The organism is Synechococcus sp. R55.2, from assembly GCF_047462075.1.
Classification (GTDB): domain Bacteria; phylum Cyanobacteriota; class Cyanobacteriia; order Thermostichales; family Thermostichaceae; genus Thermostichus.
In genome coordinates this window covers 1-25531 of the sequence record NZ_JANSIH010000241.1, presented here as the reverse complement: position 1 = coordinate 25531, position 25531 = coordinate 1, and the positions used below count along the sequence as shown (strand labels likewise).

Sequence of the window (25531 nt, the reverse complement as noted above, 5' to 3'; positions counted from 1 at the left end):
GCGGGTGGTGGGTTCTGAGCCGTTGGATTCGCGGCGGCGGGACGATTTGCAGCAGGGTCTGAAGGAGCGGGGCATTGGCAGTCGGGTTTACTATCCTCTGCCGTTGCCGCTGCAGCCGGTGTACCGAGGGCTGGGCTACAGGCGGGGGGATCTGCCCAATGCCGAGCTATGTGCGGCTCAGGTGTTGTCTTTGCCGTGTTTTCCTGAGTTGACCACCTGTCAACAAGAGCGGGTGGCTGCGGCCATTGCTGAAATCCTCTCAGAAAAAACCTGCCCGTAGCACTCAGTTATGTCTGCCTTATGGTCATTTCGATTCAAACTAGAACACTGCACCCACGCCCACAGTCATTTTAAATAAGAATGAAACGAAATGAAACATTTCCATCCCATTGCTTCCCAACTCCCCTCTCCCTCTGGGAAGAGGACTGGGGGTGATCTCGGAAGCGGTATGGAGCGCTTGGGGATTGTCTCAATCCAGCTTGAAAGGACTACAAATGGCCAAAAAACGAAGTCTCCAGACCCGTCCTCCCAGTGCGGCGGAAGGAAGCCAGCAGGGTGTCAATTCTGGGACTCGACCGGCTGCGGCGGCTGCCATTTCAGCACCAAGGTAGAAAGTTGCGGCAGGCAGAGCTCGAGGGAGTAGGGCAAGTTGTGGTAGGCCCAGTCGTCTGTCCACTTGCCCCCCAAATTGCCTACCCCGCTGCCCCAAAACTCCACAGCATCGCTGTTGAGCAGCTCTCGATAAAAACCTCGTTCCGGTACCCCAATGCGGTAATTGGGCCAGACCACCGGCGTGAAGTTACAAACCACCACCACCCACTCACTGGGATCCTCCCCATAGCGGATGAAGGAAACAATGCCGCGATGGTCGCTGCAGTCAATCCAGCGGAACCCTTCTGGCTTGGTGTCTTGGGTATACAGGGCAGGCTCAGAGCGCAACAGGTGATTCAGGCTGGCCACGTAGTGGCGCAACTTGGCGTGGGGTTCATACTGCAGCAGCCCCCAGTCCAGATCTGCCCAAACGTTCCACTCATTCCACTGGCCAAACTCCATGCTCATGAACAAGGTTTTCTTGCCAGGGTGGGTGAACATGTAGCCGTATAAAGCCCGCAGGCTGGCGAACTTATGCCAATGATCCCCCGGCATTTTGCCCAACATGTGGCTCTTGCCATGCACCACCTCATCATGAGAAAAGGCCAGCATGTAATTTTCGCTGAAGGCATACATGAGGCTGAAGGTGACCAAATGGGGATGGAACTGGCGGAACCAGGGATCCATGTGGAAATAATCCAACATGTCGTGCATCCAACCCATGTTCCACTTCAAGTTGAAGCCCAGCCCACCCACATGGGTTGGCCAAGTTACCATCGGCCAAGCAGTAGATTCTTCGGCAATGGAAAGCGCACCGGGGTTGTATTTGAAAATGAGGGTATTGAGCTGCCGGAAAAAGTCGATGGCTTCGAGGTGTTCCCGCCCGCCGTAGGGATTGGGGATCCAGTCTTTGCGGTCATAATCCAGATAAAGCATCGAGGCCACCGCATCCACCCGGATCCCGTCGATGTGGTATTTCTCGAACCAAAAAAGGGCATTGGCCACCAGATAATTGCGCACCTCGTTGCGGCCATAATTAAAGACCAAAGTGCCCCAACCTTTGTGCTCGCCTTTGCGAGGGTCGGCGTACTCGTACAGGTGAGTACCGTCGAAAAAAGCCAGCCCATGCCCATCTTTGGGGAAATGCCCAGGCACCCAATCGACAATCACGCCGATCCCGGCTTGGTGAGCCCGATCGACAAAATACATAAAGTCTTGCGGGGATCCATAGCGGGATGTTACGGCATAGTAGCCAATCACTTGATAGCCCCAAGAGCCATCGAAGGGGTGTTCTGCCACCGGCAACAGCTCGATGTGGGTAAAGCCCAGCTCCTTCACATAGGGGATTAGCTTGTCCGCCAGCTCGCGGTAGGTGAGGAAGCGAGTATTGGGCTTTTGGTCCACCAGCACACTTTGCCCTTCGGCAGGTGGATCTTCAGCCGAGGCGTGCATCCAGGATCCCAGATGCACCTCATAAACCGAAATCGGCGAGCGCAGGGGATCGGTGGCGGCGCGTTTTTCCAGCCAGGCTTGGTCGTGCCAGGTGTAGGTGTTGAGGTCGGCTACGATGGAGCCGGTTTTGGGGCGCACCTCCTGTTGAAAGCCATAGGGATCCGATTTTTCGTAGATATCCCCCCAGGAAGTTTTCACCTCGTACTTGTAGATGGCGCCTGGCCCTATGCCGGGGATGAACACCGCCCAGATGCCGCTTTCGCCCAGCCGCTTCATCTGGTGTTGACGCCCGTCCCAGTGGTTAAAATCGCCGATAACGCTGACGTTGCGGGCGTTGGGAGCCCAGACGGCGAAATGCACCCCCTTCACCCCATCCACCGTGATGGGATGAGCGCCCAGCTTGTCGTAAATGCGGTGGTGATTCCCCTCGTTGAACAAGTAGCGATCCAGCTCGCCAATGTGGTTGACCTTCTCCAAGGGAAAGCGGTAGGGATCCTCCCATTCTTCCAAGTGTTCCCCTTGGGGATCCCAGACCCGTTGGGCCCGCAAAAAATAGTCCGGCAGAGGGGTTCCCGGCTCAAAGCGCAGCTCGAATAGCGTTTCCGGGTGCAGCGGCTGCATCGGGTAAGCCTGTCCAGTGGCGCGTTCCACCAGCCAAACCTGCCGAGCATTGGGCACAAGGGCGCGCACCAACCCAAAGGATTTCCCGGCCTCTTCTATCTGCTGGGGGCCCAAAACGGCATAGGGATCCTGCCATTGGTTGGAGACAAACTGACCCACTTGTTCGGCAGACAGGAGAAAGCCCATCGGGAACCCTCAGTAAATGACCATTCTAGTCTAGCGGTGGCCGACCTCCGGTTTGCGCTTTAGCTCCAGGCCCGCCTCCAGGCAAAGAATCCCTGCAAGGCGTTCTGCAGGCGGGGGTTGGTGGCCAATTGTTGCCTGCGGTGCTGCAGGGCCGCCTTGGCATTCACCTCCGAGCGGGTGGGGTAGATGTGGATCCCGGTCAGGGCAGAGACGGGCAGCCGCCGGCTCATGGCCAAAACCACCTCGTGAATCAGCTCTCCCGCCTGGGATCCCACCAGGTGCGCCCCCAAAATCTGGCCGTTGCGCCGACAGATCAATTTGGCAAAGCCCAGGGGGGCAGCTTCTGCCTGGGCCCGATCCACATCGGCAAACTCCTGTTTGAGCACCACCACATCCTTGCCGTATTGCTGCCGGGCTTCGCTTTCGGTGAGGCCCACACGGGCCAGCTCCGGCTCGGTGAAGATGGCCCAAGGAATGACACGATAACGCGCTTGGCTGAGGGGGAAAAACAGGGCATTGACCAGGGCCACTGCCCCTTCGTAGGCCGCCACATGGGTAAATTGCGGCCCGCCGATGACATCCCCACAGGCGTAGATGCGGGGATTGCGGGTTTGCAGCTTGGCATTCACCTGGATCCCTTGGGGGGTGTACTGCACGCCGGCGGCTTCTAGACCCAGCCCTTCCACGTTCGGGATCCGACCGGCGGCCACCAAAATCTCTTCTGCACGGATCACTTGATCACCTGCAGCGGCGGTGCCTGCCCCGGAATTGGCCTTTAGGGAAAGCAGCTTTGCCCCTTGCTCTTGGCCAACTGCTGTGGCGCGTACCCGGGTGAGGATGCGGATCCCATCTTGGGCCAACTGTTGCTGCACCACCTGGGCGGCTTCGGGATCCTCCTTGGGCAAGATGCCCTCGCGGCTGGCAATGAGGGTCACCTCGGATCCCAGACGGGCCAGAGCTTGGCTCAACTCGCAGCCTACCGGCCCCGCCCCTATCACCGCCACCGATTTGGGCAAACGGGTTAGGTCAAAGATCGATTCGTTGGTCAGATAGCCCGCCTCGGCCAAGCCCGGCAAGGGGGGAACCCAAGGACGGGATCCGGTGGCGATGACAAAAGCCCGCGCCTGTACCTGCCTTCCTGCCACCTCAAAGGTGCGCCCATCCACAAAGCGGCCCTTGGCAAACACCAGTTCCACCCCCAGTTGGCGGAAGCGATCTGGCGAATCGGCGTGGTTGGCGATGTAGCTCTGGGCAGAGCGAATGTGTTCGTACACCTTGAGGTAATCCACCGCGATCCCTGCTGGGCCGGGGAGAGTTACCCAACCGGCAGCAATGGCCTGGCGCATCCGATGGACGGTATGGGCCACGTGAAGAAGGGCTTTGCTGGGCACACAGCCATACCAGAGGCAATCGCCGCCCAAGCGGTCGCTGCCTTCCACCAGCAGCACCTTGGCCTTCAGTTGGGCAGCAGCGCTGGCCACCACCAAACCCGCTGCACCGGCGCCGATGACCACAATATCGTAGGGGACAGGCATGGCTTTTTTTAAACTTTTAAACAGGAGAATCGGGCAAGGGATCCCAGGAATCGGCAAAAGATAGCACCATCCTATGTCTTGAGTGGGCCGGGGGCAGGATGGGAGAAGGGGATCCCTTTCCACACCCTTTCTGCATGGGAGAAGAACTTGTTAGAGTGGGACGGATGGATCCCTTGCAAGCTGGGTTGATCCGTCTGTTCTACTTTTCAGGTTTTGGGGACTTATGACTATTCTGCTGCCGAGCGAACCTATCCTGGCCGTGAGCATCTTCGGCATGGGCCTGCCAGAGCTGGCCGTGATTGGGGTGATCGCGGTGGTCGTGTTTGGCCCCAAGAAGCTACCGGAGTTGGGCAGCGCCTTTGGCAAAGCGTTGCGGAGTTTCAAACAAGAGATGAACAACCCCAGCAGCGATGACGAGCCTGCCGGCACGGAAAAGGTGGAGAAGGTGGTGGAGAAGGATGCCGCCTGAGGGTCGCGGAGAGGGGTGGGATCCCAACTTCTGCCAGGGACGTGCTGCCGCAACTGGGGATCTTGTCGAGAGGGGGGATCCAAGCCAGCTTTGGATGAGAGGTGAAGTCAGCTCGCAAGGGAGCCGGCTCCAGGGCTAGTGTATAGTTCTGGAAAGTTCCCCAGCCTAGTGCTACCGGCTGAGCCAAAATCAGCCCGGATAGGCCCATCGGATGCCCCAGAGGTGGTATGGCTGAGCTGACCGATTTCGAGTTGATGCGCCAGATCCAACTGCGGGATCGCCGCAGCCACTTCTTGCTCAAGGATCGCTATCAGAAGCGCCTGCTGGATATTGCCTTGGCCATTCTCAAGCAACCTCACCAGGCGGAAGAGGTGGTGCGGCAGGTGTTCGAGTTCTGCTGGAAACACGCCGATGCCTTTGACCTGCAGCGGGATCGCTCGGTGGCCCTGTGGCTCTACGAGTTGACGGCCTTTCAAGCCAGGGAACGGCTGCGGCGTTGGGCTTGGCTACCTGTCCCCCTCTCCATTCAAACCTCAGCCCCTCTGGGGCCGCGACGTCTCCTTTGGGGCAGCCTGGCAGTGCTGGGGATCTACGCGGTAGCCATAACAGCGGCCTACTGGCGGCTGCGCTGGCAGTGGGGATCCCCCATCGAGGGAGAGTCAGCGGCGCTTCAACAGCTCTACCAAGAGTGGCAACGACAACCGCAGGTGCAGCGAACCCTGCTGCGGGATCCCAGCTTCAGCACTCCCCTGTTGGTGCAAGCCCTCTGGTCGCCCCATGCCAAGCAGGTGCTGCTCTTGGCCTCGGAGATGGCTCCCGCCCCCCCAGGGAGCACCTATCAACTGTGGCTGGAGTCGGAGATCCAGGGAGGGGGACGACTGCTGGAAAACGCCGGCACTTTTGCCGTCAACGGGGAAGGATCCCTGCAGTGGCTCAGTCAACCCATCCATTCTGAGCAGCCGACCCGCCTTCTCGTCACCCTCGAACCGGCAGGAGGGAGCGAATCCCCCACAGGCCCGCCTCTGCTGCAGAGCAGTTTTTGGATCCCTGCCGCCCAGCCATGATCAGGAGAGATTGGGGGATAACTGGGGGGCTTGTCTCCCGCTTTTGCGCCGCTTAGCATGGGATCCCCGCAAGCGCACCTTAAGACGGTAGCGAACCGTTTCGTGAACGACCTTATAGGAGGCATCCACACCGTGCGTTTCCCGCAGCCATTCGCGGATGTCGCTGTAGGTACGGAATCGGCCAGGCTGATGCAGCTCCTGCTTGAGGATTTCCAAAACCGGCTTGGGGATGAGGGGTTTGCGCCCTTGGTTGCGGGGCACCGTCAACATGCCCTCTAGCCCCTTGGCCTTGTAGCGTTGAAACCATCGAAAAATCGTTGAGATGTCCCGCCCCAGAATTTCAGCCAAGCCTGTCATCGTCTTGACTTTCCCAATCTTGAGCAGGTAGAGAGCTTGAACCCGCTCCTTGCCGGTCGGTGTGGACTGCTTGCTTAGTAGGGATTTGAGCTCTTCAGCCGATTCCTGAATGTCGAGCTTGAGGACTCCAGCCATGTTGGGGCGTCGCAGAACAGCGTTGAATTCGTTGCCTGGCGGAGAGTCTACCACAGTAACTTGGGGTTTTGGAAGTTGTTCGTGAAGTTTGCCTGGGCATTGCTTGACATTTACAGAATCTCGAACTGAAAAATCTCTAACAGGCTACCCTCGTCGCTTTTCAGGATGGTCGGGCAAGGGATCCCCTCTTGGGCGGCAGGCTGTAGGATTAGAGGGCAAGCTTGCCGACGCTGCACTATGGTTCTTCGCAAGTATCTTGCAGGAGAGGGGCTGCGTTGGTTTCGACTGGCCCTGCAGTTGCAAGGATCAGTTGTACCGGCAGTGCTTCCCCGCGCCTTTATCTGCGGCTTGGCCGGGGTGCTGGTTTCGGTTCTGTATAAGTTGGGGCTGCCCCTGGCGCTGTCGTCCTTGGTGGCATTTGTGCCCAACATCGTTTTGGGTTTGATGCTGGTGTTTCGGACAAACACCGCCTACGAACGGTTTTGGGAGGGGCGGAAAGCTTGGGGAGCCGTGGTGAATGACGTGCGCAACTTGGCCCGCTTGATTTGGGTAGCCATTGAAGAAAAGCAGCCCGGCGACCGGGAAGAGAAGATCCAAACTCTATATCTATTGCCCGCTTTTGCCATGGCCATGAAACAGCACTTGCGCCAGGAACCTCTGCTGGATGAGATTCAGCCCCTGCTCAGCCCGGAGCAGTTGCAACGTCTCCAAAGCCTCAAACACCCCCCCTTGCAAATTGCCTTTTGGATCGGAGATTACTTACAGCGACAATACCAAAAGGGCCGCGTTGAGGTCTACCAGCTCACGATCATGGTGGAGCGGCTCAACAGCATGGTGGATGCGCTGGGGGCTTGCGAGCGCATTCTCATGACCCCAATGCCCATGGCTTATGCCCTGCACTTGAAGCAGTTGTTATTGCTCTACTGTTTATCTTTGCCGTTTCAGATGGTGGAAGGTTTGGGTTGGATGACCGGCCCCATTGTGGGATGGCTGAGCTTTATGTTGTTTGGCGTTGAAGAGATCGGCATCGAAATTGAAAATCCCTTTGGCCGGGATCCCAATGATCTGCCCCTCGATAACATTTGCAACAAGATGAAGCACAATATTGCGGATTTGATCAATTCCACTTAGGGAACTCTCGCCGTTCTGGATGGCAGGGCAGCTGCCCATTTCAGATCCTCAGCCGGCACCTACCCCTAGTGGAGATAGCCGGGACGAACCCGATGATTGAGAGGAAGGGATCCCTATATCTTGGGTAGGGAACAAGATGGGTTTGCTAAACTGTGGACAATTTGCCGAGGTGCTCTGGGGATGGCCTGCTCAACCTGCACATTTTTACACCTGGCCGATGTGCATCTGGGCTATGACCGCTACGACAGCCCGGAGCGGAGCAAGGACTTCTTTTTGGCTTTTCGGGATGTTGTCCGGCGCTATGCCATTCAGGATCCGGTGGACTTTGTGCTCATCGCCGGAGATCTGTTCGAGCATCGGCAGATTCAGCCCGGCGTTCTCAACCAAGCCCAGATCGTCTTGCGGGAGCTGCAGCAGGCCGGGATTCCGGTGTTGGCCATCGAGGGCAACCACGACAACCGTCCCTATGGCGTGAAAACCAGTTGGCTGAGGTACTTGGCCGATCACGGGGAGCTGATATTGCTGGAGCCTGAGGAAGGGGAAGAAGGACTGGAGCTGCGTCCCTGGTCGGGCCGGCGGGGAGGGTATCTGGATTTGCCCTGTGGGGTGCGGGTGATTGGATCCCAGTGGTACGGATCGGCAGCTCCCAGGTCGATTGAGCAGTTGGCGGCGGCCATTCGACGGTTGCCCCCCGGCCCAGAACGGGTGGTGTTGATGTTCCACCACGGTCTAGAAGGCCAAATTGCCCGTTACCAAGGCGCTTTGCGCTACCGGGATCTGTTGCCCTTGCGGGAGGCAGGAGTGGGCTACCTGGCCTTGGGACACATTCACAAAAGCTATTCCGAGGGGGGGTGGATCTTCAACCCGGGATCCCTGGAGGCCAACAGCACTGCCGAATGGGACTTCCAACGGGGGGCTTATCGCGTCCGCTGGGGAGATGGCCCACCCCAAGCGGAGTTGGTGCAGGATTACCATCAGCGGCCCCGCCGCCGGCTCTATCTGGAGGCCAAGGGCAGAGAAACCCCCGAACAGATTGCCGCAGCAGCCATTGCCTTGGCTAAGGGATCCCGTTTTCAGGAAAGTGAGATGGAGCCGATGGTGGAGTTGCGGCTGGTGGGACAGGTGGGGTTCGCCAAGCATGAGCTGGATAGCCGCGCCCTACAGTGTCAAATTCAGCAGCTTACCGGCGCCTTGCTGGTTCTGTTTCGTTTTGAGGCCAATACTTTAGAGCTCGGGTCGGCTGCCCTTTCCTTGGAAGAAGAGGGGCAGAGGCTACAAATCGAAGAGAAAATCTACAGGGATCTGCTGAGCAGCCATGCCCACTACCGCAAACGCAGTGAAGAGCTAGCGCGGCTGCTTCTGGATCTTAAAGAAAAGGTTTTGGATGGGCAAGGAGAATCTGAAGTGTATGCTCACCTAAGGGGAGCTTTTTGGGGAGCAGAAGACTGATTATGCGGATCCTCTCTCTCGCTTTACAAAACTTCAAATCTCATGAGGATGCCGTCTTCACGTTTGAGCCAGGTATTAACGCCATTTGCGGAGAAAACGGAGCGGGCAAGACCAGCATTTTGGAAGCCATTGCCTGGGTTTTGTTCGACTACTGCCCCTACAGCCAAGAAGAAATCATTCGCTCCGGGGCCAACGACGCAGTGGTGACTGTGCAATTTATCTCCCAATGGGATCAGCGCACCTACGATGTTCGCCGCAGCGTAACGCAGGGATATCGTCTCTTTGATCCCCAGCTGAAGCAGCGCCTAGAGTATGAGCGCAAGTCCGATGTGCTGCCGTGGCTGAGGCAACATTTGGGCGTACCTGCCGGTACCGACCTGGCGCGGCTCTTTGCCACAACGATTGGGGTGCCCCAAGGGACTTTCACGGCAGACTTTCTCAAAACCGGTCGAGATCGCAAAGAAGTTTTCGATCGCATCTTAAAGGTGGAAGAGTACCAGCAGGTAGCCAAAGACCTGTTGGCGGTCGAAAAATACAGCGAGGCGCAGATTCAGGCCATTAATCATCAAATTGAATTGCTCCGCCAACAGCTACAGGAGTGGGATCCGCTGCAAGCGGAGCGGCAGAAAATCCAACAAGAACTCAGTTACTGGCAAGAGCGCTTGCGTCAATCGATCCATACCCTAGACCAGGCTAAGCTTGAGATGGGGCGACTGGAGAAATGGCTTGAGCAAATCCAAACTTTGGATCACCAGATCGCCCAACTGGAGCAAAAGGGATCCCTGCTTCAGGTATCTCTTGAGCAGGCAGAAAAGTTATGGGCAGAGGCCAGGCAAGCTCAAGCGCAGCAACAGCAATACTGGGAGGGATCTCAGCATTTTTTGGCCACAGAAGCTCGCTTGCGGGAGCTGGAAAAACAGCAACAGCAACGCTTGGAGTGGCTGAAACAGCGGGATGCTTTGCTCTCGCAAAAGCAGCATATCGAAAACCAATTGGCAAGACTTCAAGAAAAGTTAAGCCAACAGCAGCGCTGGAAGCAGGAGCTAGAGGAGCTAACCCCGCAAATTCAGGCCCAAGAGGAGCTAGAGCGTCAGCAGACCTATTGGACTCAACAGCTCAACACGTTGCTACACCTGCACCGCGAATGGGAACAGATCCAGGCAGAATGGACAGCCCACGCCGAGCGCTGTCAACTGCTACAAAGCCGAGTGCAAGAAGCTGAACAGGCCCAGGCCATATGTCGGCAGCATCAATTGACCTACAACCGTTATTTGCAGTTGGAAACCCTCATTGCAGAGCAGGAAGCGCTGCGGCGAACCCGACAAACTTTACTGGCTCAACGGGAAACTTTGCAACATCAACTGCATCGATTGGAGCTGCAGGGATCCGAATATCAGCAACAACTCCAGATCTTCCAAAAAATGGAGGCGGAAAAACTTGAGCTGCAACCCCTGTGTGAACGGCAGGCCTCCCTGGAGCAGCGCCACTCCCAACTTGGCGAGAAGTTGGCTTCCTTTCAGGCTCTGCGCCTTGAACTCAAACAACGGGAAACGGAGCAGGAACAAGGCCAAGTCCAATTGCAACAACTGCAGCTCCAACTGAGACAACGGCAGGCGGATTTGGAGCGGGTAGCCGCCATTCCTGCGCTCGAAACTCAACAGGAGCGATTGCAAACTCAGCTCAGCCGCATTGCCGCAGCTCGTCAATTTCAACAGGAGCTACAAGCCCTTTTTGAGCAGGGCTCGGATCAATTGGCTCAACACCATCACAGCATCCGGCAACTTCTGGACGAATTGGAAGCGCAGCGACACAACTATCCCCAACTTCAATCTCTGTGGCAGCGGATCCCAGAGGTACTCACTCGATCTTCAGCACTCAGCCAACAGTTGCTCCAGTCCATCCATCAGATTTTGCAGGATCTGGCTCCCCAAACTTCCGAGCCCCAACTTCGTCAGCAGTTGTCCAACATCCAAAAACAACTCAGGACTTTGCAACCCTTGCTCGGCCTAACCGCACAAATACCCGATTTACAAGCCCAAATTCAGCAACTGCTGCAGTTGCAAGCCGAACGACAAAGCAGAATTGATGATCTTCACTGGGATCTTGAGGCTGAGCCCACCTTCCTTCGGCAACAACAGGAAATTGGCCAGGCGCTGCAAGCTCTGGGGGATCCCAGAGGGCAAATCCAGCGCTTGGAAAGAGATCTCAGCCGCAAGTCTAGGGTTGAGCAAGAATATCAACAAATAGCGGCCCATGTTCAGCAACTCCAACAGCAGATACAAGCCCTAGAAGAGCAGCTGCAACCGCTTTCAGATCTGGATGAAAGAATTGCAGCTTTGCGGGAAGAACAAGGCCGGCACCGCAACAACTACGAGACCTTTATCCGCATGCAGCCTCTTGCCCAAAGTTTGCCCCGACGGCAAGATGAACTCCAAGCGGCCCAGTTGGCCCTAGATCAAATCCAGAAAGCCAAGCAAGAAAAACAAGCCCAGATCGACCGCTGGGAACAAACAGAGAGATCCAAAGATGACCTGCAAGCCCAAATTGAAAAAGCCGCCAAAACCTTAAAATCTCTGGGGGATCCCAGAAGTCAAGCCGAACGGCTCAAAGCAGAGCTAAAACAGGAAAAGCAGTATTTACAAATGCAGGCCGACTGCCTGCAGCAGCTTCAGGATTTACAGGCCGCACTCAACCCTATCGAGGAGGCCCTATGCCAAACGGAGCATCTGGATCGAGAGCTGGGATCCCTGCAGGAAGAACGCGAACGATACCGTTTAGATCACGAGCGCTATCTGCAGGCAGAACCCATCGCCAAATTGCTTCCCCAACGGGAACAGGAACTGGCCGAGCTAAACGCCCAGCGGCAGCAACTGCAAACTCAGCTTTCCCAACTTCGCGCAGCACGGGATCCCTTGGCTGCTCTGTATCGACCGCAGGAGCATGAGCATCTTCGATCCCTTCTGCAGGCCACCGAAATTCAAAAAGCCGAAGCCCAGGCCCGACTGGAGAGCCTAGCTCCTCAACTGAGCAAAATTGAGGAAAAGTTGCGGCAATTGGAACAGACCAAGGCAAGCTTAAAGCAAGTCGAGGCAGAAAAAACTGAGAAAGAACGCCTACACCGCTTTATCAAGTTTAGCCGAGATACCTATAGAAAAGCCGGCCCTCAAATTACCCAATACTACCTGCAGCAGATCAACCATACTGCCGATCACCTCTTCCGAGAAATTCTCAACCGTCCCAACGTCACCCTGACCTGGGAAGCCGATTATGAGATCCGCGTTCAAGAAGCCGGCAGCCCCAAACGACGGTTTGCCAGCCTTTCCGGGGGAGAGCAAATGTCGGCGGCCTTGGCAGTGCGCTTGGCTTTGCTCAAGGTGTTGGGACAACTAAATATTGCCTTTTTCGATGAGCCCACCACCAATATGGATGCCCAACGGCGACAGCGGCTGGCAGAGGCCATCACCAACCTGCGATCTTTTGAGCAGCTATTTGTTATCAGCCACGACGATACCTTTGAGCAAATGACAGAAAATGTTATTCGGGTGGAAAGGCACTCCGGATCCAAGTCGGTAGGGAGGGATCCCGCCCATGGTGTTTAGAGCCGACCGGATCCTGGCGGTGCTGCAGCAGAAGCGGGAGGCCTTTGCCACTTTTGATCAAAGGCTGTCGGAGCGCAGAGAATACTATAAGCAGGCCATGGAAAGCTTGTGCCAGTGGTCAAGCCTAGAGATTGCCGAAAAAATAGCTCCATTCCCTTTCCCAGGCGCTTTACCTACTGCAGAGTGGGATCGCTACTCCAATTGGAGGATCCCTTTTGAGCAGGAATGGGCCAATTACGAAGAAAGCCGCGATTGGGCGAAGTCGGTCATTGAAAATATTCCTACCTTTGCCGTAGATGGATCCCAGATTTATCCCAGCAAAGATCTGTCAATACCGGTGGCGCTGGTGCAAATCGGCTGGTATGAAAATTATCACTGCGCAGCAGGCTTGTACGAAAAAGACATCCAAGTGGATGTATTGACTCCAAGGGACCTGGGATCCGACAGCAGCGGCGAACCGAAAGAGCGAATGGTTAACATGCGCCGCTTTCAAATGGAAATCGAGAGACTTGTAGAATACATTCAAAAATCTCAACCGGGATCCCGAAAATTGGCCTTTTTGGACGGGGCGCTGGTGGCTACTTTTGCCGAAGTCTTCGAGCCAGAAAGCCAAGATTTCTATGTGCAGTGTTTGCTCCAGCTTTTGCGGGCCAGCGAGCAAAGCCGGATCCCTATCGTGGCTTACATAGACACCACCTACACTTCCGATTTGGTGGCGTTGCTGAAGCATTGTTTTGACCTACCCGAAGCTCCACAGCTTCACGATGCGCAACTGCTTAGTCCCTGGTTGGAGTGGGGGGATCGCACACCTTTTTTCATCTGTGCCCGCGGCGGCAGCCTCAACCCCCAAGATGGGATCCTCAACTCCTACCAAGAAATGCGGGAGCGAGTGGGGTTTGTTTACCTGCGCACCAGTGACAACTTTCCGGCTCGCCTGGAAATACCCGTTTGGGTTTATGAGGCAGGACTGTTGGACTGGTTGGTGGATCTGGTTCGCTGTGAGGTGGTGATTGGGCGAGGTTATCCTTATGTGCTGGAGACAGCCGATCAAATAGCCGTTATCCGCAATGAGGATCGCAACCTTTTCTTGCGTCTCATGCAAGATTGGGCCGCTCGCGAAAAGCTGAACCTAAGGCTATCCCGGAAAACAGTAAGTAAATTACAGCGGAGACGAGTTCGATGAGATTGGGAAAGGTAGTTCGCTCCAACAATCACTGTGATTATGTGGTGCAGGTGGACGATGCTTTAGAAGTCAAAAATCCGCCGGCTCCTGATGACTATGGCTTCGGCAGCTTTGTCAAGCTAGAAAGCGACCGGCGACACTGGGCTGTAGGTCTGGTTTACAATACCCAACTCCTGAATCCGATGTTCCTCAATTCTGGGCCGCGCCTTTCCAGCCAGCCGGATCCCTATTTTTCCCCCGATCTGCAGAATGAGGTGCGCACGCTACTCTCGGTGGTCTTAATCGGGGCCTTGGATGAAGAGCGCCGCTGTGGCCGGCAAGGGATCCCACGCGTGGTGGTGCCTGTAAACACGCCGGTTTTTCGCATGAGCCGGGAAGAGATCCTGCGCTTTCACCAGGATCCCCAAGGTCAAACCCAATTTTCCTACTATGGTTTGCTGCTGAGTAGCGGCGGCAACTTTGCCAATCATTTGATCTACCAAGTCTTGAACGACATTACGCCGATGTTTGCCGATCCAGCTCAACGGCGAGCCCTGCAAATCTTAAGCAAAGAACTGGCCTGGAAAATGACTGTAGGAGCGATGCGCTGATGCCCCAAAAAATCACCGTCAATGGCCACTACCCAGAAGCCAACCTCTCTCCAACTGAGGACTCTCCAGAGGTAATTGGCACTGTCAAAGGGCCTGGAGAAACCTCTAACCAATATGTTTTCATCACTTCCAATACCCAAGCGGTAAAGGTGGGCGATTTCGTCTACTACGAAGTCCAGGATCCCCAATCGCAAACCCTGCAAATCTTGGGCAAAATTAGCCAGGTTCAACTCCTCGATCACATTCCCGATCGCATCTTTGCCGATACCGAAATCGATCCCAGCACCATTGTGGCTCTGGTGGGCTTCACCCATCCCAATCCGGAAATCTATGCGGTTACCGTCGAGGTCATCGGCTATTTCAATCAGAAGATGGGCTTTATTAACCCCCGCCGCGCTCCGGATCCCGGTGCCAAGGTTTTTCTGGCCTCCAATCGTCTGCTGAAATCAATTTTGAACAAACGAGATGAAACAGCCATTGGGGGTGCTCACTTGGGCAGCCTGTTGTTGCGCGATGAGGGAGCAGTGCCCGTAGTACTGGACGTCAAGGAAATGGTCAGCACCCATCTGGCCATTTTGGCGGGGACGGGATCCGGCAAATCTTATACAGCAGGGGTTTTGATTGAAGAGCTGCTTTTGCCCAAAAACCGAGCTGCCGTCCTCATTTTCGATCCCCACGGGGAATACCACACGCTGGCAGAAATGCAGTCCCACCCCAAGTTTTTTGGGGAAGATGGCTACCGACCCAAAGTCAAGGTTCTTTCACCGCAGGAAATTAAGATTCGTGTATCTTCTCTTAACTTCTTTGATATTCTGACCCTGCTGCCAGAGACCACTGACCGACAGAAATCTTTTCTGGAGAAAGCCTTTCGCAAAACAACTCAATTTAACCCGATCCGCTGGACGATTCAGGACTTAATCGATGCCGTAAATGAAGCCGATTCTGCAGAAGATGGATCCCAGGGATCCTCAGCCGCCGCCTTGGAGTGGAAATTAGAACAGATCGACCGCTCTCCTTATTTCAGCAATGTAGAACATCTGGCCCCCAAAGACTTGTTTGAGCCGGGGCAGGTGACCATTCTACAAATGCACGAGATCAGCCAAGAAGAACAGCAGGTGATCGCTGCTGCCATCTTGCGCCAGGCCAACTATGCTCGGATCAATACCCACAAAGGCAAGATCCAGCCGGGGGACGAAAATTACTTGCCTTATCCCGTCTTTATTTTGCTGGAAGAGGCCCATCGGTTTGCCCCTGCCCACGAGCCTTCCCGTTGCAAACAGGTGCTGCGCACCATCCTCAGCGAAGGACGCAAGTTTGGACTGGGAGTAGGGCTGATCACGCAACGCCCTGGCAAGTTGGACTCGGATATTCTGTCTCAATGCATGAGCCAATTTTTGATGCGAATTGTCAACCCTGCCGATCAGGAAAATTTGCGCCACAGTGTCGAGGCTGCCGGACGGGATCTGTTACAGGAATTGCCCGCCTTGAGCAAAGGTCAGGTGATCGTCTCCGGGGTGTGCGTCAATACCCCCGTGTTATGTAAAGTGCGGAAGCGTTATACGCAGCATGGCGGCGAAACGTTGGATATTCTCGGCCTCTGGCAAAGGCATTCCCAAGAGCACCACCAACGGGATCGCTTGGCCCAGTCGGCCCCTCTCAAACCGCGTCCTCAACCTCAGGTGGTGGATGGACTCAGCATTGATTAGCAATGGCCCAAAACTCCAACTGTGGCCTGATCTCAATCGCTGAATCTGCCAAATCTACAATCCGAAACCACTGCTTGATTGCAATACAATTCATTTCACAGAAACAAGTTTTGGGGCGAGCAGGATGAGGAAACAAGCCCTTTTGCCAGGTTTGCTGGGCATTGCCGTTGCAGTTCTACTGGGATCCGGGCCTGCCTATGCTCAGTTGCGGCTGATCCCCGAAGCGGCGCGGCGGGTGTACGAGGCATTGCCGGATCTGCCGCTGGAAAACGTCTACACCCCCATTAACCCCAATGACGGCGGCCCTACGCCTGAGGAAGATACCTTGGTGCGGCGGATGATAGTTTACCATCTGCAGGTGGCCGGTCGCTCCCCGACCGACCGCTTTGACTGGCAACTGACGCTGGCGGACTATTTTGATGCCAATGAGCCAATCATCGCCCAACGGTATCCCGGTGCCGACCGCCTCACGGTCAACCCCTACGCCCAAGACAAAGCCGTTGTACAATCCCTGAACCGGCAACAGCGACAGGCCCTGCTGGAAGCCCTTGTGCTGGCCTTCGGTGGGGATCCCAACCCAACGCCCCTCTACATTCCCGCCGACTTGAATCCTGTCCCCGCCCTACCCACCCCAGAACCCATGCAACCTTTGCTGCTCCCTGGTAGCGGAGGGGCTGACCTGCTCAGGCCCTAGCCATTCCAGCCTCCTGTCAAGCTGGGGATCGCCGTTCCAGCGCAACCCAAAATGCCTGGTGAACGACTCCCGGGGTAGACGCCCCTAGGGCGGGCTTCACGCTTCACAGACTTGTCTATGCAGAGGTCTCCGCGTGCTGCCACCGTGCATCCCACGGCAGGGACAGACCGGGGAAACTCTCCAGAGAGGTATATCTTGGACGGCTTTCATCCCAACACTGTTCGCCTAGCGTCTCTTTTGCTCTTGGGTAAACACAATTCGCAAATACAGTGCGGGGCTTCCCACCGTTGAAGCTAACTCAGGGCTTGGCCAGTATAGTTCTCAATGCAGCGCAGGAAGAGCTCCACGCCAAGGCCAAGGGCAGCTTCATCAAAATCAAAGCGGGGATGGTGATGGGGATAGTCCAGTCCCTTGGCGGGGTTGGCGGATCCCAGGAAAAAGTAGCAGCCAGGCACCTCATTCAGGAAAAACGAGACATCCTCTCCGCCCATGGTCATCTCTGGGATGATCCTCGCCTCTGGGCCAAACACCTCGCGGGCAGACTGTTCCACCAGAGCTGCCATAGCAGGATCGTTTTGAACCGCCGGATAGCCCCGCTCGAATCGAAACTCATAGGTGGCTCCGTAGGCTTGGCAAATGCCGGCAACGATTTCTTCCATGCGCTTTGGGATCAAATCGGCCACTTCAGGGTGAAAACTGCGCACAGTACCCCAAATTTCTGCGCTTGGGGCGATAACGTTGAAGGCATCGCCGGCCCGGAAACGGCCCACCGTCACCACCGCCGGCAGCATCGGATCCACATTGCGGGAGACAATGGTCTGCAAAGCATTGACAATGTGGGATCCCACCACAATGGCATCCACTGTTTGTTGGGGAAGGGCAGCATGTCCGCCTCGCCCGATCACCTGAATCTGAAAGCGGTCGGCAAAGGCCATCGAGGGGCCACTTTTCACGCCAATAGTGCCCAGAGGGCGATTATTCCACAGGTGTAGGCCGAGGATGGCTTCCACATCCGGGTTTTTCAGAACCCCCGCCTCCAGCATGGGCTTGGCTCCGCCGGGGCCTTCTTCGGCAGGTTGAAAAATGACCTTGACCGTGCCCTTGAGGTGTTGACGGTGCTGTTGCAGCAGCTTGGCGGTGCCCATAGCAATGGCCGTATGGCCGTCGTGGCCACAGGCGTGCATGACGTTGGGGATGGCGGAGCGGTACTCGACTTCATTGGCCTCATGAATGGGCAGGGCATCCATATCGGCCCGCAGCGCCAAAACCGGCCCCGGCTGCTCTCCCTCAATGGTGGCCACGATGCCGGTGTGGGCAATGCCGGTCTGGTGAGGGATCCCCCAACTTTTCAGGCGCTGGCTGATGTAGGCGGCGGTTTGCTTCTCCTGGAAGCCCAGCTCGGGATACTTGTGGATGTGGCGGCGCCAGGTCACCAACTCGGGTTGTAAAGCTCGAACAGCAGGGCGAAGCGCAGGGACAGACATGACCTGAAAAACAAAAATGTCTTGGAAAACCTTCACCAGCGGCTGGTGTTGTCGCATGAAGTTGCCTGTTGATTTCACCAGTATGGCAGAGGTTTTGCCAGGGCTGTCTTTCGCTCGATCTCTGGATGGATACCTAGGCCCACAGGGATCCGGTTTCCGGCGGTAGATCTTGCCAGCGGCCCGGCCCCACAGCTCGCAAAGCCTCTTGCAAGGAGATCGCCCCTGAGTAGAGGGCTTTACCCAAAATGGCCCCCGTCAAACCGGGCAAGCTCAACAAAGCCAGCAAATCCGTTAGCGATCCGATTCCCCCCGAAGCAATCACAGGCAGGCGGGAGATGGCGAGGATCTCCTGCAACTGTTGTAGGTTGGGGCCGGCCAGGGTGCCATCCCGGCCAATGTCGGTGTAGATGATGCCGGCGACGCCCTGTTCCCCCACCCGTTGCACCAATTCGGTGGCCCGCAGGGGAGTGGTGCTCAGCCAGCCGCGGGTGGCCACTTGCCCCTGCCGAGCGTCGATCCCCACCCAAACCCGACCGGGGAAGGCTTGGGTCATAGCCTCCAGGGTGTCGGGATCCTCTACGGCTAGGGTGCCAACGATCACCCGATCCACCCCCAGCTCCAGCAACTGCCGCGCCCGTTCCAGGGATCGGATCCCACCCCCCACCTGAATCGGGATGGCCAGTTGGCGCACCAGGCGCTCGATGGTAGGCAGGTTAATCGGATCCCCGCTTTTGGCCCCGTCCAGATCGACCACATGCAGGCGAGGGGCACCCTGTGCCGCCCAAGCTTCGGCCTGCTGGATGGGGTCATCGGCCACCTGTTCCGCCTGAGCATAATCCCCCTGGTAGAGGCGCACGGCGTGGCCCTGGAGAAGGTCGATGGCGGGGATCACCTCCAGAAAAGCAGTTGAGTAAGGCATGATGGGATCCCTTGAGGGGCTTTTCCAGTATCGCCTGGGAGCGGCCTTGCTCCAGCGGAGATCTGGATCTCTAGACCCTAAAGTGCTCCACACCGCTGACGCGATGGGAGAACATCCTGAGATGACTATGAACGCGCGCCAACTGGCTCTGTTGGCTCTGCAGAAAATCGAGCGCCAAAACGCCTATGCCGACCTGGTTCTGGGGCATTTGTTGGCCAACAGCAGCCTGATCCCCGCCGACCGGCATCTGGTCAGCGAGCTGGTGTATGGCATTACCCGCCGTCGCCGCACCCTCGATGCCTTGATCGATTGCTTTGCCCAGCGTCCTGCCCACAAGCAGCCCCCCGATTTGCGACTGATTTTGCATCTCGGCCTCTACCAACTGGCTTTTTTGGATCAGATCCCGGCCAGTGCTGCCATCCATACCAGCGTGGAATTGGCCCGCCAGATGGGGCTGGGATCCCTGACAGGGGTGGTGAACGGCATCTTGCGCGCCTACCAGCGGCAAGTGTTGGATCAGCCAGAGAAGGATCCCCTCAAGCCCCTCGAGGACACTCTGCCAGCCGACCCAATTCAGGCTTTGGGGATCCGGCACAGCTTTCCCGACTGGTTGGTGAGCCTATGGTGGGAGCGCCTGGGGCCGGTGGAAACGGAGCAGTTGTGTGCTTGGTTTAATCAGCCACCCCACCTGGATTTGCGGGTCAACCCACTGCGGGCAGATGTGAATAAAGTCATTCAAGCCTTGGCAGCAGCCGGGATCCCTGCCCTCCCCATCTCCGAGGTGCCGGGTGCCTTGCGACTTCAGGATCATGCCGGCGACATCACGGCCCTGCCCGGCTTTGCCCAGGGTTGGTGGAGCGTTCAAGATGCCAGTGCCCAGCAGGTGGTGCATTGCCTGGATCCCCAGCCGGGAGAGCGGGTGATCGACTGCTGCGCTGCTCCGGGCGGCAAGACCACCCAAATAGCCCAACACATGCAGGATCGAGGGGAGATTTGGGCTTTGGATCGTCACCCCCACCGTCTGCGGCGCCTAGAGGAAAATGCCCATCGCTTGGGCTTGACCTCGATTCGTTCCCTGGCCATCGACCTGTTGCCGCTGAGCGCTGCTGCCGATCGCGTCAGCGGGACGGAGTCCTTACCCCCTGCCCCCTTGCCCCCCTGGCAGAGTGCTGACCGCGTACTGCTGGATGCCCCATGCTCCGGCTTGGGAACCCTGCACCGCCATGCCGATGCCCGCTGGCGACAAACCCCAGAGCGGATCCCAGAGTTGGCCCACCTGCAAGCTCAGCTTCTGCAAGTGGCAGCCCGTTGGCTGAAGCCGGGCGGGGTGTTGGTGTACGCTACCTGCACGCTGCACCCTGCCGAAAACGAGGAGATCATTCAAGCCTTTCTCGACAGCCACCCCAATTGGGCTGCTGAAGGGGATCCCCTGCTCATCTGGCCCCACCGGCAGGATCGGGATGGATTTTTTATCCAGCGGCTGCGTCGATACGGTTAAATAAACCTTCCATCGTGGTGCTTCCCAGGTGCTCCGAGCCATCAACCCTCAGCTTTCCTGAGGGAGAAAAGGATTATCTCCAAGCAAGAGACTGACTGTTGCCCCATGGTTTCTGATCGCGTTAGCGGGACGGAGTCCTTACTGCTGACCAGCCCGAAAAACCCCTGGATCCGAAAGTTGCGGCAGTTGCACCGCAGCCAAGGTCGGCGAGAACAGGGCGCCTTTTTGGTAGAGGGATCCCATCTCATCGAAGAAGCCCTGCGGGTCGGCTGGCCTTTGCAAGCCCTCTGCTACACGCCCGACTGGGCCAGCCGTCACCCTCACCTGCTGGCCGATCTGCCCAAGGGCCTACGGCGGCAACCCGTCAGCCCAGAAGTCATGGCGGCACTCTGTACCACCGAGTCTCCCGAAGGAGCCGTGGCCGTGGCCGTCAGTCGGCAGATTCCCTCTCCCCCCTTGTCCGGGGTACGTTTGGGCCTCGTGGTGGAAACGCTGCAAGATCCGGGCAATTTGGGATCCCTCATCCGAGTCGTGGCCGCCGCAGGAGCCGACGGCCTTTGGCTAAGCGCAGACAGCGTCGATCCCGAAAACCCCAAAGTCTTGCGGGCCTCTGCCGGCCAGTGGTTTCGCCGTCCGCCCCAAGTCGTGCCCGACCTAGCCGCCTGGATCCAGAGCTGCCGTTGCCACGGGATCCAAGTCTTGGCTGCTACCCTCTCCCCCACAGCAAACTGCTACTGGGATCAAGATCTCACCTGCCCAACCCTCTTTCTCCTGGGCAACGAAGGGGCTGGCCTGAGGGAATCGACTATCCAACAGGCCGATGCCCAGGTGCGGATCCCGATGGCCGAGGGTGTCGAATCTCTGAACGTCGCTATGACGGGGGGGTTGTTGCTCTACGAGGCCCTGCGCCAGCGACGATCTCGCTCAGGAAGCGCTCCCTGAACAGCTAGCTGCTCCCTCAGAACTCTTCCTCTACAAAGACCGCATCCTCATTCTCTTCCTGCTCTCCCTCCTCCATCGCTGCCGGCCGGCTGGCGGAAACCGTCACCCCCGCAGAAAGTTTCTCCCGCACAGCCGCTTCCACCTCCGCTAGGAGCTCTGGGTTTTCCTTCAAGTAGACAACCAGATTGTCCCTTCCTTGGGCAACATTTTCCTCCTTGTAGCTGTACCAAGAGCCGCGGCGCTTGAGAATGCCCATCTCCTCGGCCAGATCGATAATGCAGCCGATGTTGGAGATCCCTTGGCCGAAAATGATGTCAAATTCTGCCCGCCGGAAAGGGGGAGCAACTTTGTTTTTCACCACCTTGACCCGCGCTCGGATCCCGTATTCTTCCGCACCTTTTTTCAGGGTTTGAACGCGGCGAATATCTAGCCGCACCGACGCATAAAACTTAAGGGCATTGCCGCCGGTGGTGGTCTCCTGGGGGCCATAGCCTATACCGCCAATTTTGGAGCGCAATTGGTTTAAAAAAAGAACAATGGAGCCGGTTTTGCTGACGTTCCCGGCAATCTTGCGCAGCGCTTGGCTCATCAGGCGCGCCTGCAATCCCACATGGGCATCTCCCATATCCCCTTCGATCTCGGCACGGGGCACCAACGCTGCTACCGAGTCCACCACCACGATATCCACAGCTGCCGAGCGCACCAACTGATCGACAATCTCCAGGGCGGCCTCCCCCGTGTCCGGCTGGGAGATCAACAGGTTTTGAATATCAACCCCCAAAGCTGCTGCGTAAGTGGGATCCAGCGCATGTTCCGCATCCACAAAAGCTGCCGTTCCCCCTTGTTTTTGCACTTCGGCGATGGCATGTAGGGCAATTGAAGTTTTCCCAGAAGATTCCGGCCCAAAGACTTCGATAATCCGCCCTTTTGGGTAACCTCCGCCCAAGGCCAAGTCGAGGGTGATGGCCCCACTGGGTATGGTCTCCACCCGCATCTGGGTGGCATCTCCCAGGCGCATGATTGCCCCTTTGCCGAAATTCCGCTCGATCTGGCTTAACACCTGCTCCAGGGCTTTGCGTTTTTCTGACTTCAATTTGTCCGAGTCATCAGCAGTGTTCACAGCAGCGGCTTTCCGGGCCATAACCCGCATCCCCCCCAGGAGTCGTGGTGGAAAATCGAGCCTGCATTCTAACATTGTCGCCTTGCTCTGAGCGGATCCCTCTCCCTCCAACTGCAGTCAGCTCGTACCTTGCCTCGGTTCCTAACTCCCCTCTCCCTCTGGGAGAGGGGCTGGGGGTGAGGGCAGGTCTTCTGCATAGCCTTGCAGAGCGGGTAGAGTGGGCTAAAGGGATCTGCTCAGGAATGTCCCCACGGTCATGACTTTGGTCTTACAATCCCCCGGCCCGGTTGTGTTTAGTTGGGGGCCGCTCAGCCTGCGCTGGTATGGCTTATTGATCGGCCTGGCAATGGTGTTGGGCTTGCTCCTGGCTCGCCATCTGGCAGCTCGGCGTGGCCTTCCCCCCAGTTCCATGCCTGATCTGCTGGTGTGGTTGGTGGTTGGATCCCTGCCCCTTGCTCGCCTGTACTATGTGGCCTTTGAGTGGGAACGCTATCGAGATGGCCCTTGGTGGCAGGTCTTGGCCCTCTGGCAGGGGGGCATTGCCATTCACGGTGCCTTGATCGGCGGCAGTGCGGCGCTTTACCTGTTCGCCCGGCGGCACCGGCTGAGTTTTTGGTTGCTAGCCGATTGCCTTGTTCCCTCCCTCAGCCTTGGTCAGGGGATCGGACGTTGGGGCAACTTCTTCAACAACGAAGCCTACGGAAAGGTGTTGCCTCCGGATAGCCCTCTGTGGGTACAACTGCAGCTGCCTGATGAATCGCGCGTCCATCCCACTTTTTTGTACGAATCCCTCTGGAACTTTGGTCTCTTCGGGCTCCTGCTCTTTTTAAGCTACCGGCGCCAGCTTCCCCCCGGCACCCTCTTGGGCCTCTACCTGGTGGGGTACAGCCTGGGGCGCTTCTGGATCGAAGGCCTGCGCACCGATAGCCTCATGCTGGGATCCCTGCGGGTGGCGCAGGGGGTGAGCCTGTTGCTCATTGGAGCAGGCCTGGCCGCAATCTTGACAGCTCCCAAACGCGTTTCTGTTCACCCAAACGAGGCAACTTCCTCGCCTGGGATCCCCGCCCCAAAGGAGTTGTAAGCCATGGCCAGCGAACAGAATGAAGAGCTCTGGCAGCAAGCCTCTCCTCTGCTGCTGCCATCCGCCGCTGCTACCCAATCACTAGGGGCCCTCGTAGCTCAAGCCGCCCTTGGCTTCCTCGCCCCTTCAGGTCAACAAAAATCTCCCCCTCCCAGCCGCAGCCTCGGCTCCACTTCCGGCTTGGTCATTCTTCTCGAAGGTAATCTGGGCAGCGGCAAAACCACCTTTGTGCAGGGACTAGGGCAGGGCTTGGGGATCCCTGAACCCATCGACAGCCCCACCTTCGTGCTGGTGCAGGAATACCACACCGGACGGATCCCTCTTTTCCATTGCGATCTCTACCGCCTAGAGACCTCTTCTGCCGCTCGCGCCGGTGGGAAAGAATCCACACTCCTAGAAGACCTAGGGCTAGAAGAACTTTGGAGCCAAGGTGGGATCACCGCTATTGAGTGGCCCCAGTACCTCCGCCATCTGCCTGCGACCTACCTCTGGCTGCGCCTACAGCCCCATCCCCAGCAGGAAGGAGCCCGCCTCCTGTACGCCAAAGGAAAGGGATCCCAGACTGCTCAACTTTGGCAGCAAGTTCTTTCTCAGTTCACTCAGCAAGACCCTGAAGAAAAAAGGATCCACTTCTCCCCCTGAAAGGACTTGAAAGCAGAAGAAAAAGTTGAGATCCCAAAAGACTTATGGTCATTTCGATTCCAACTAGGACACTGCACCCGCGCCTAAAACGTTGAATGTACGGAGCCAGAAGGCTCTTCTCAGCAGTTCAGTCGCTTCACCCCAGCCTAAAACGACTATAAGCTCAAGGCAAACAGCCAGAATTCAGCCAAAAGTCATCCTCAGGCCAAATCAAACAGCAGCACCTCAGCCCCTTCTTCACTGAAAAGGTTGAGCTCGCTTTCCCTAGCAATAGCCACGCCATCTCCTTCTCGCAAAAACAAGCCATCCAGGGTCACATCGCCCCGAGCTATCTGCAGCCATCCGTAGCGCTTCTCATCCAAGTGTCGGTGAATGGTGCGTCCCGGCTCAATCAACCCCGCATAGAGATTCACATCCTGATGCACAATCACGGATCCCTGGCGCCCATCTCGAGAGGCAACTAAACAAAACTCATTGGGATGCTCTGTCAAACCCGTCGCTTTTTGTTCATAGCTGGGCTCCAGGTTTTCCTGCTCCGGCAAAATCCAAATTTGCAGCAGATGAACCTCCTCATCTGCCGAGTGGTTGTACTCGCTGTGCCAGATCCCTGTGCCTGCCGTCATCCGTTGAATTTCACCAGGACGAATCACAGATCCCGTGCCCAAGCTGTCTTTGTGCTCAAGGATCCCTTTCAAAACATAAGTAACGATCTCCATATCCCGGTGCCCATGGGTCGGAAAGCCAGCACTCGGGCGGATTCGGTCATCGTTAATCACCCGCAAAGCGCGGAAACCCATGTAGCGAGGGTCGTAGTACTCCCCGAAAGAAAATGAGTGGTAAGTATCAAGCCAACTGAGCTTGACATGACCCCTCTCTTCCCGCTTACGCAAAGTCAGCATCGCAGTTTCTCCAAAACCTGACCCTTGCAACCATCTTACTAACTCTGCGGTCAGACTGTCAGTATACAAATAGTTTTATTTCTCCCTTTCCCTCATTCTCGCCAAAGACTTCCCGAACAAAGTGGCTGGGTAGGACTTGACGTGGGGGTGGTGGTGGGGATAGGGTAGTAAAGCGCTGATGAGG

The 25531-nt window shown here is 56.9% G+C and carries 21 protein-coding genes; 14 read left to right on the top strand and 7 right to left on the bottom strand.

The annotated features are described in order from the left end of the window. Positions 1–280: DegT/DnrJ/EryC1/StrS family aminotransferase (locus NW838_RS08245; RefSeq protein ID WP_414427842.1), on the top strand; the 280-nt coding region annotated here is incomplete at its 5' end. Between the two features lie 278 nt (positions 281–558). Here the strand turns inward: NW838_RS08245 and glgB are convergent. After that, positions 559–2850, bottom strand: a complete 2292-nt coding sequence (gene glgB / locus NW838_RS08240; RefSeq protein WP_414341827.1) for a 1,4-alpha-glucan branching protein GlgB — start codon at positions 2848–2850, stop codon at positions 559–561. Positions 2851–2909: 59 nt separating this feature from the next. Beyond that, a complete protein-coding gene (locus NW838_RS08235) occupies positions 2910–4385 on the bottom strand; it encodes a dihydrolipoyl dehydrogenase family protein (protein WP_414427841.1) in 1476 nt (491 codons plus the stop codon). Positions 4386–4608: 223 nt separating this feature from the next. On the opposite strand from NW838_RS08235, the gene tatA reads away from it, so the two are divergent. After that, positions 4609–4854: a twin-arginine translocase TatA/TatE family subunit gene (gene tatA, locus NW838_RS08230; RefSeq protein ID WP_011433563.1), complete on the top strand. Its 246-nt coding sequence runs from the start codon at positions 4609–4611 to the stop codon at positions 4852–4854. Between the two features lie 227 nt (positions 4855–5081). Further along, positions 5082–5918, top strand: coding sequence for an anti-sigma factor domain-containing protein (locus NW838_RS08225; protein ID WP_414356911.1), 837 nt, complete (start codon positions 5082–5084; stop codon positions 5916–5918). On the opposite strand, the gene NW838_RS08220 is transcribed toward NW838_RS08225, so the two are convergent. Further along, positions 5919–6464, bottom strand: a complete 546-nt coding sequence (locus NW838_RS08220; RefSeq protein WP_414427840.1) for a helix-turn-helix domain-containing protein — start codon at positions 6462–6464, stop codon at positions 5919–5921. A 183-nt stretch (positions 6465–6647) separates the two neighbouring features. On the opposite strand from NW838_RS08220, the gene NW838_RS08215 reads away from it, so the two are divergent. The 7 genes from NW838_RS08215 to NW838_RS08185 all read left to right on the top strand — a co-directional run bounded on the left by NW838_RS08215 (position 6648) and on the right by NW838_RS08185 (position 16762). Next, on the top strand, positions 6648–7541 hold the full coding sequence (locus tag NW838_RS08215) for a bestrophin family protein (RefSeq protein ID WP_414356908.1): 894 nt from the start codon (positions 6648–6650) through the stop codon (positions 7539–7541). 180 nt (positions 7542–7721) lie between these two features. Beyond that, entirely contained in the window at positions 7722–8990 is a 1269-nt protein-coding gene (locus tag NW838_RS08210) for a metallophosphoesterase family protein (RefSeq protein WP_414356907.1), read from the top strand. Between the two features lie 2 nt (positions 8991–8992). Next, positions 8993–12589: an AAA family ATPase gene (locus NW838_RS08205; protein WP_414427839.1), complete on the top strand. Its 3597-nt coding sequence runs from the start codon at positions 8993–8995 to the stop codon at positions 12587–12589. After that, the gene (locus NW838_RS08200) at positions 12579–13772 is read left to right on the top strand and encodes a DNA double-strand break repair nuclease NurA (protein WP_414356903.1); all 1194 of its coding nucleotides are present in this window, start codon (positions 12579–12581) and stop codon (positions 13770–13772) included. The genes NW838_RS08205 and NW838_RS08200 overlap by 11 nt, the downstream gene beginning before the upstream one ends. After that, positions 13769–14362: a hypothetical protein gene (locus NW838_RS08195; protein WP_011433556.1), complete on the top strand. Its 594-nt coding sequence runs from the start codon at positions 13769–13771 to the stop codon at positions 14360–14362. The genes NW838_RS08200 and NW838_RS08195 overlap by 4 nt, the downstream gene beginning before the upstream one ends. Then, a complete protein-coding gene (locus NW838_RS08190; RefSeq protein WP_414427838.1) occupies positions 14362–16068 on the top strand; it encodes an ATP-binding protein in 1707 nt (568 codons plus the stop codon). The genes NW838_RS08195 and NW838_RS08190 overlap by 1 nt, the downstream gene beginning before the upstream one ends. Positions 16069–16192: 124 nt before the next feature. After that, on the top strand, positions 16193–16762 hold the full coding sequence (locus NW838_RS08185; protein ID WP_414427837.1) for a hypothetical protein: 570 nt from the start codon (positions 16193–16195) through the stop codon (positions 16760–16762). Positions 16763–17055: 293 nt separating this feature from the next. Here NW838_RS08185 and NW838_RS08180 read toward each other — a convergent pair whose 3' ends face one another. Both NW838_RS08180 and hisA read right to left on the bottom strand, forming a co-directional pair. After that, a complete protein-coding gene (locus NW838_RS08180) occupies positions 17056–18246 on the bottom strand; it encodes a M20 metallopeptidase family protein (protein ID WP_414427844.1) in 1191 nt (396 codons plus the stop codon). Between the two features lie 133 nt (positions 18247–18379). Then, a complete protein-coding gene (gene hisA, locus NW838_RS08175) occupies positions 18380–19144 on the bottom strand; it encodes a 1-(5-phosphoribosyl)-5-[(5-phosphoribosylamino)methylideneamino]imidazole-4-carboxamide isomerase (RefSeq protein WP_414356919.1) in 765 nt (254 codons plus the stop codon). 148 nt (positions 19145–19292) lie between these two features. Here hisA and NW838_RS08170 point away from each other — a divergent pair, with 148 nt between their 5' ends. Together NW838_RS08170 and NW838_RS08165 are read left to right on the top strand one after the other, a co-directional pair. Further along, positions 19293–20663 carry a 16S rRNA (cytosine(967)-C(5))-methyltransferase gene (locus tag NW838_RS08170; protein WP_414427843.1) on the top strand — a complete coding sequence of 457 codons (1371 nt, stop codon included), beginning with the start codon at positions 19293–19295 and terminating at the stop codon, positions 20661–20663. 105 nt (positions 20664–20768) lie between these two features. Then, a complete protein-coding gene (locus NW838_RS08165) occupies positions 20769–21605 on the top strand; it encodes a TrmH family RNA methyltransferase (protein ID WP_414356894.1) in 837 nt (278 codons plus the stop codon). 16 nt (positions 21606–21621) lie between these two features. Here NW838_RS08165 and recA read toward each other — a convergent pair whose 3' ends face one another. Further along, positions 21622–22746, bottom strand: coding sequence for a recombinase RecA (gene recA / locus NW838_RS08160; protein WP_414331989.1), 1125 nt, complete (start codon positions 22744–22746; stop codon positions 21622–21624). A gap of 235 nt (positions 22747–22981) precedes the next feature. Here recA and lgt point away from each other — a divergent pair, with 235 nt between their 5' ends. Then, the gene (lgt, locus tag NW838_RS08155) at positions 22982–23806 is read left to right on the top strand and encodes a prolipoprotein diacylglyceryl transferase (protein ID WP_414356891.1); all 825 of its coding nucleotides are present in this window, start codon (positions 22982–22984) and stop codon (positions 23804–23806) included. Positions 23807–23809: 3 nt separating this feature from the next. Then, positions 23810–24448, top strand: coding sequence for a tRNA (adenosine(37)-N6)-threonylcarbamoyltransferase complex ATPase subunit type 1 TsaE (gene tsaE / locus NW838_RS08150; protein ID WP_414427836.1), 639 nt, complete (start codon positions 23810–23812; stop codon positions 24446–24448). Between the two features lie 200 nt (positions 24449–24648). Here tsaE and NW838_RS08145 read toward each other — a convergent pair whose 3' ends face one another. Then, complete coding sequence (locus tag NW838_RS08145) at positions 24649–25347, bottom strand: pirin family protein (protein WP_414427835.1); 699 nt, start codon at positions 25345–25347, stop codon at positions 24649–24651. Positions 25348–25531: the final 184 nt, after the last annotated feature.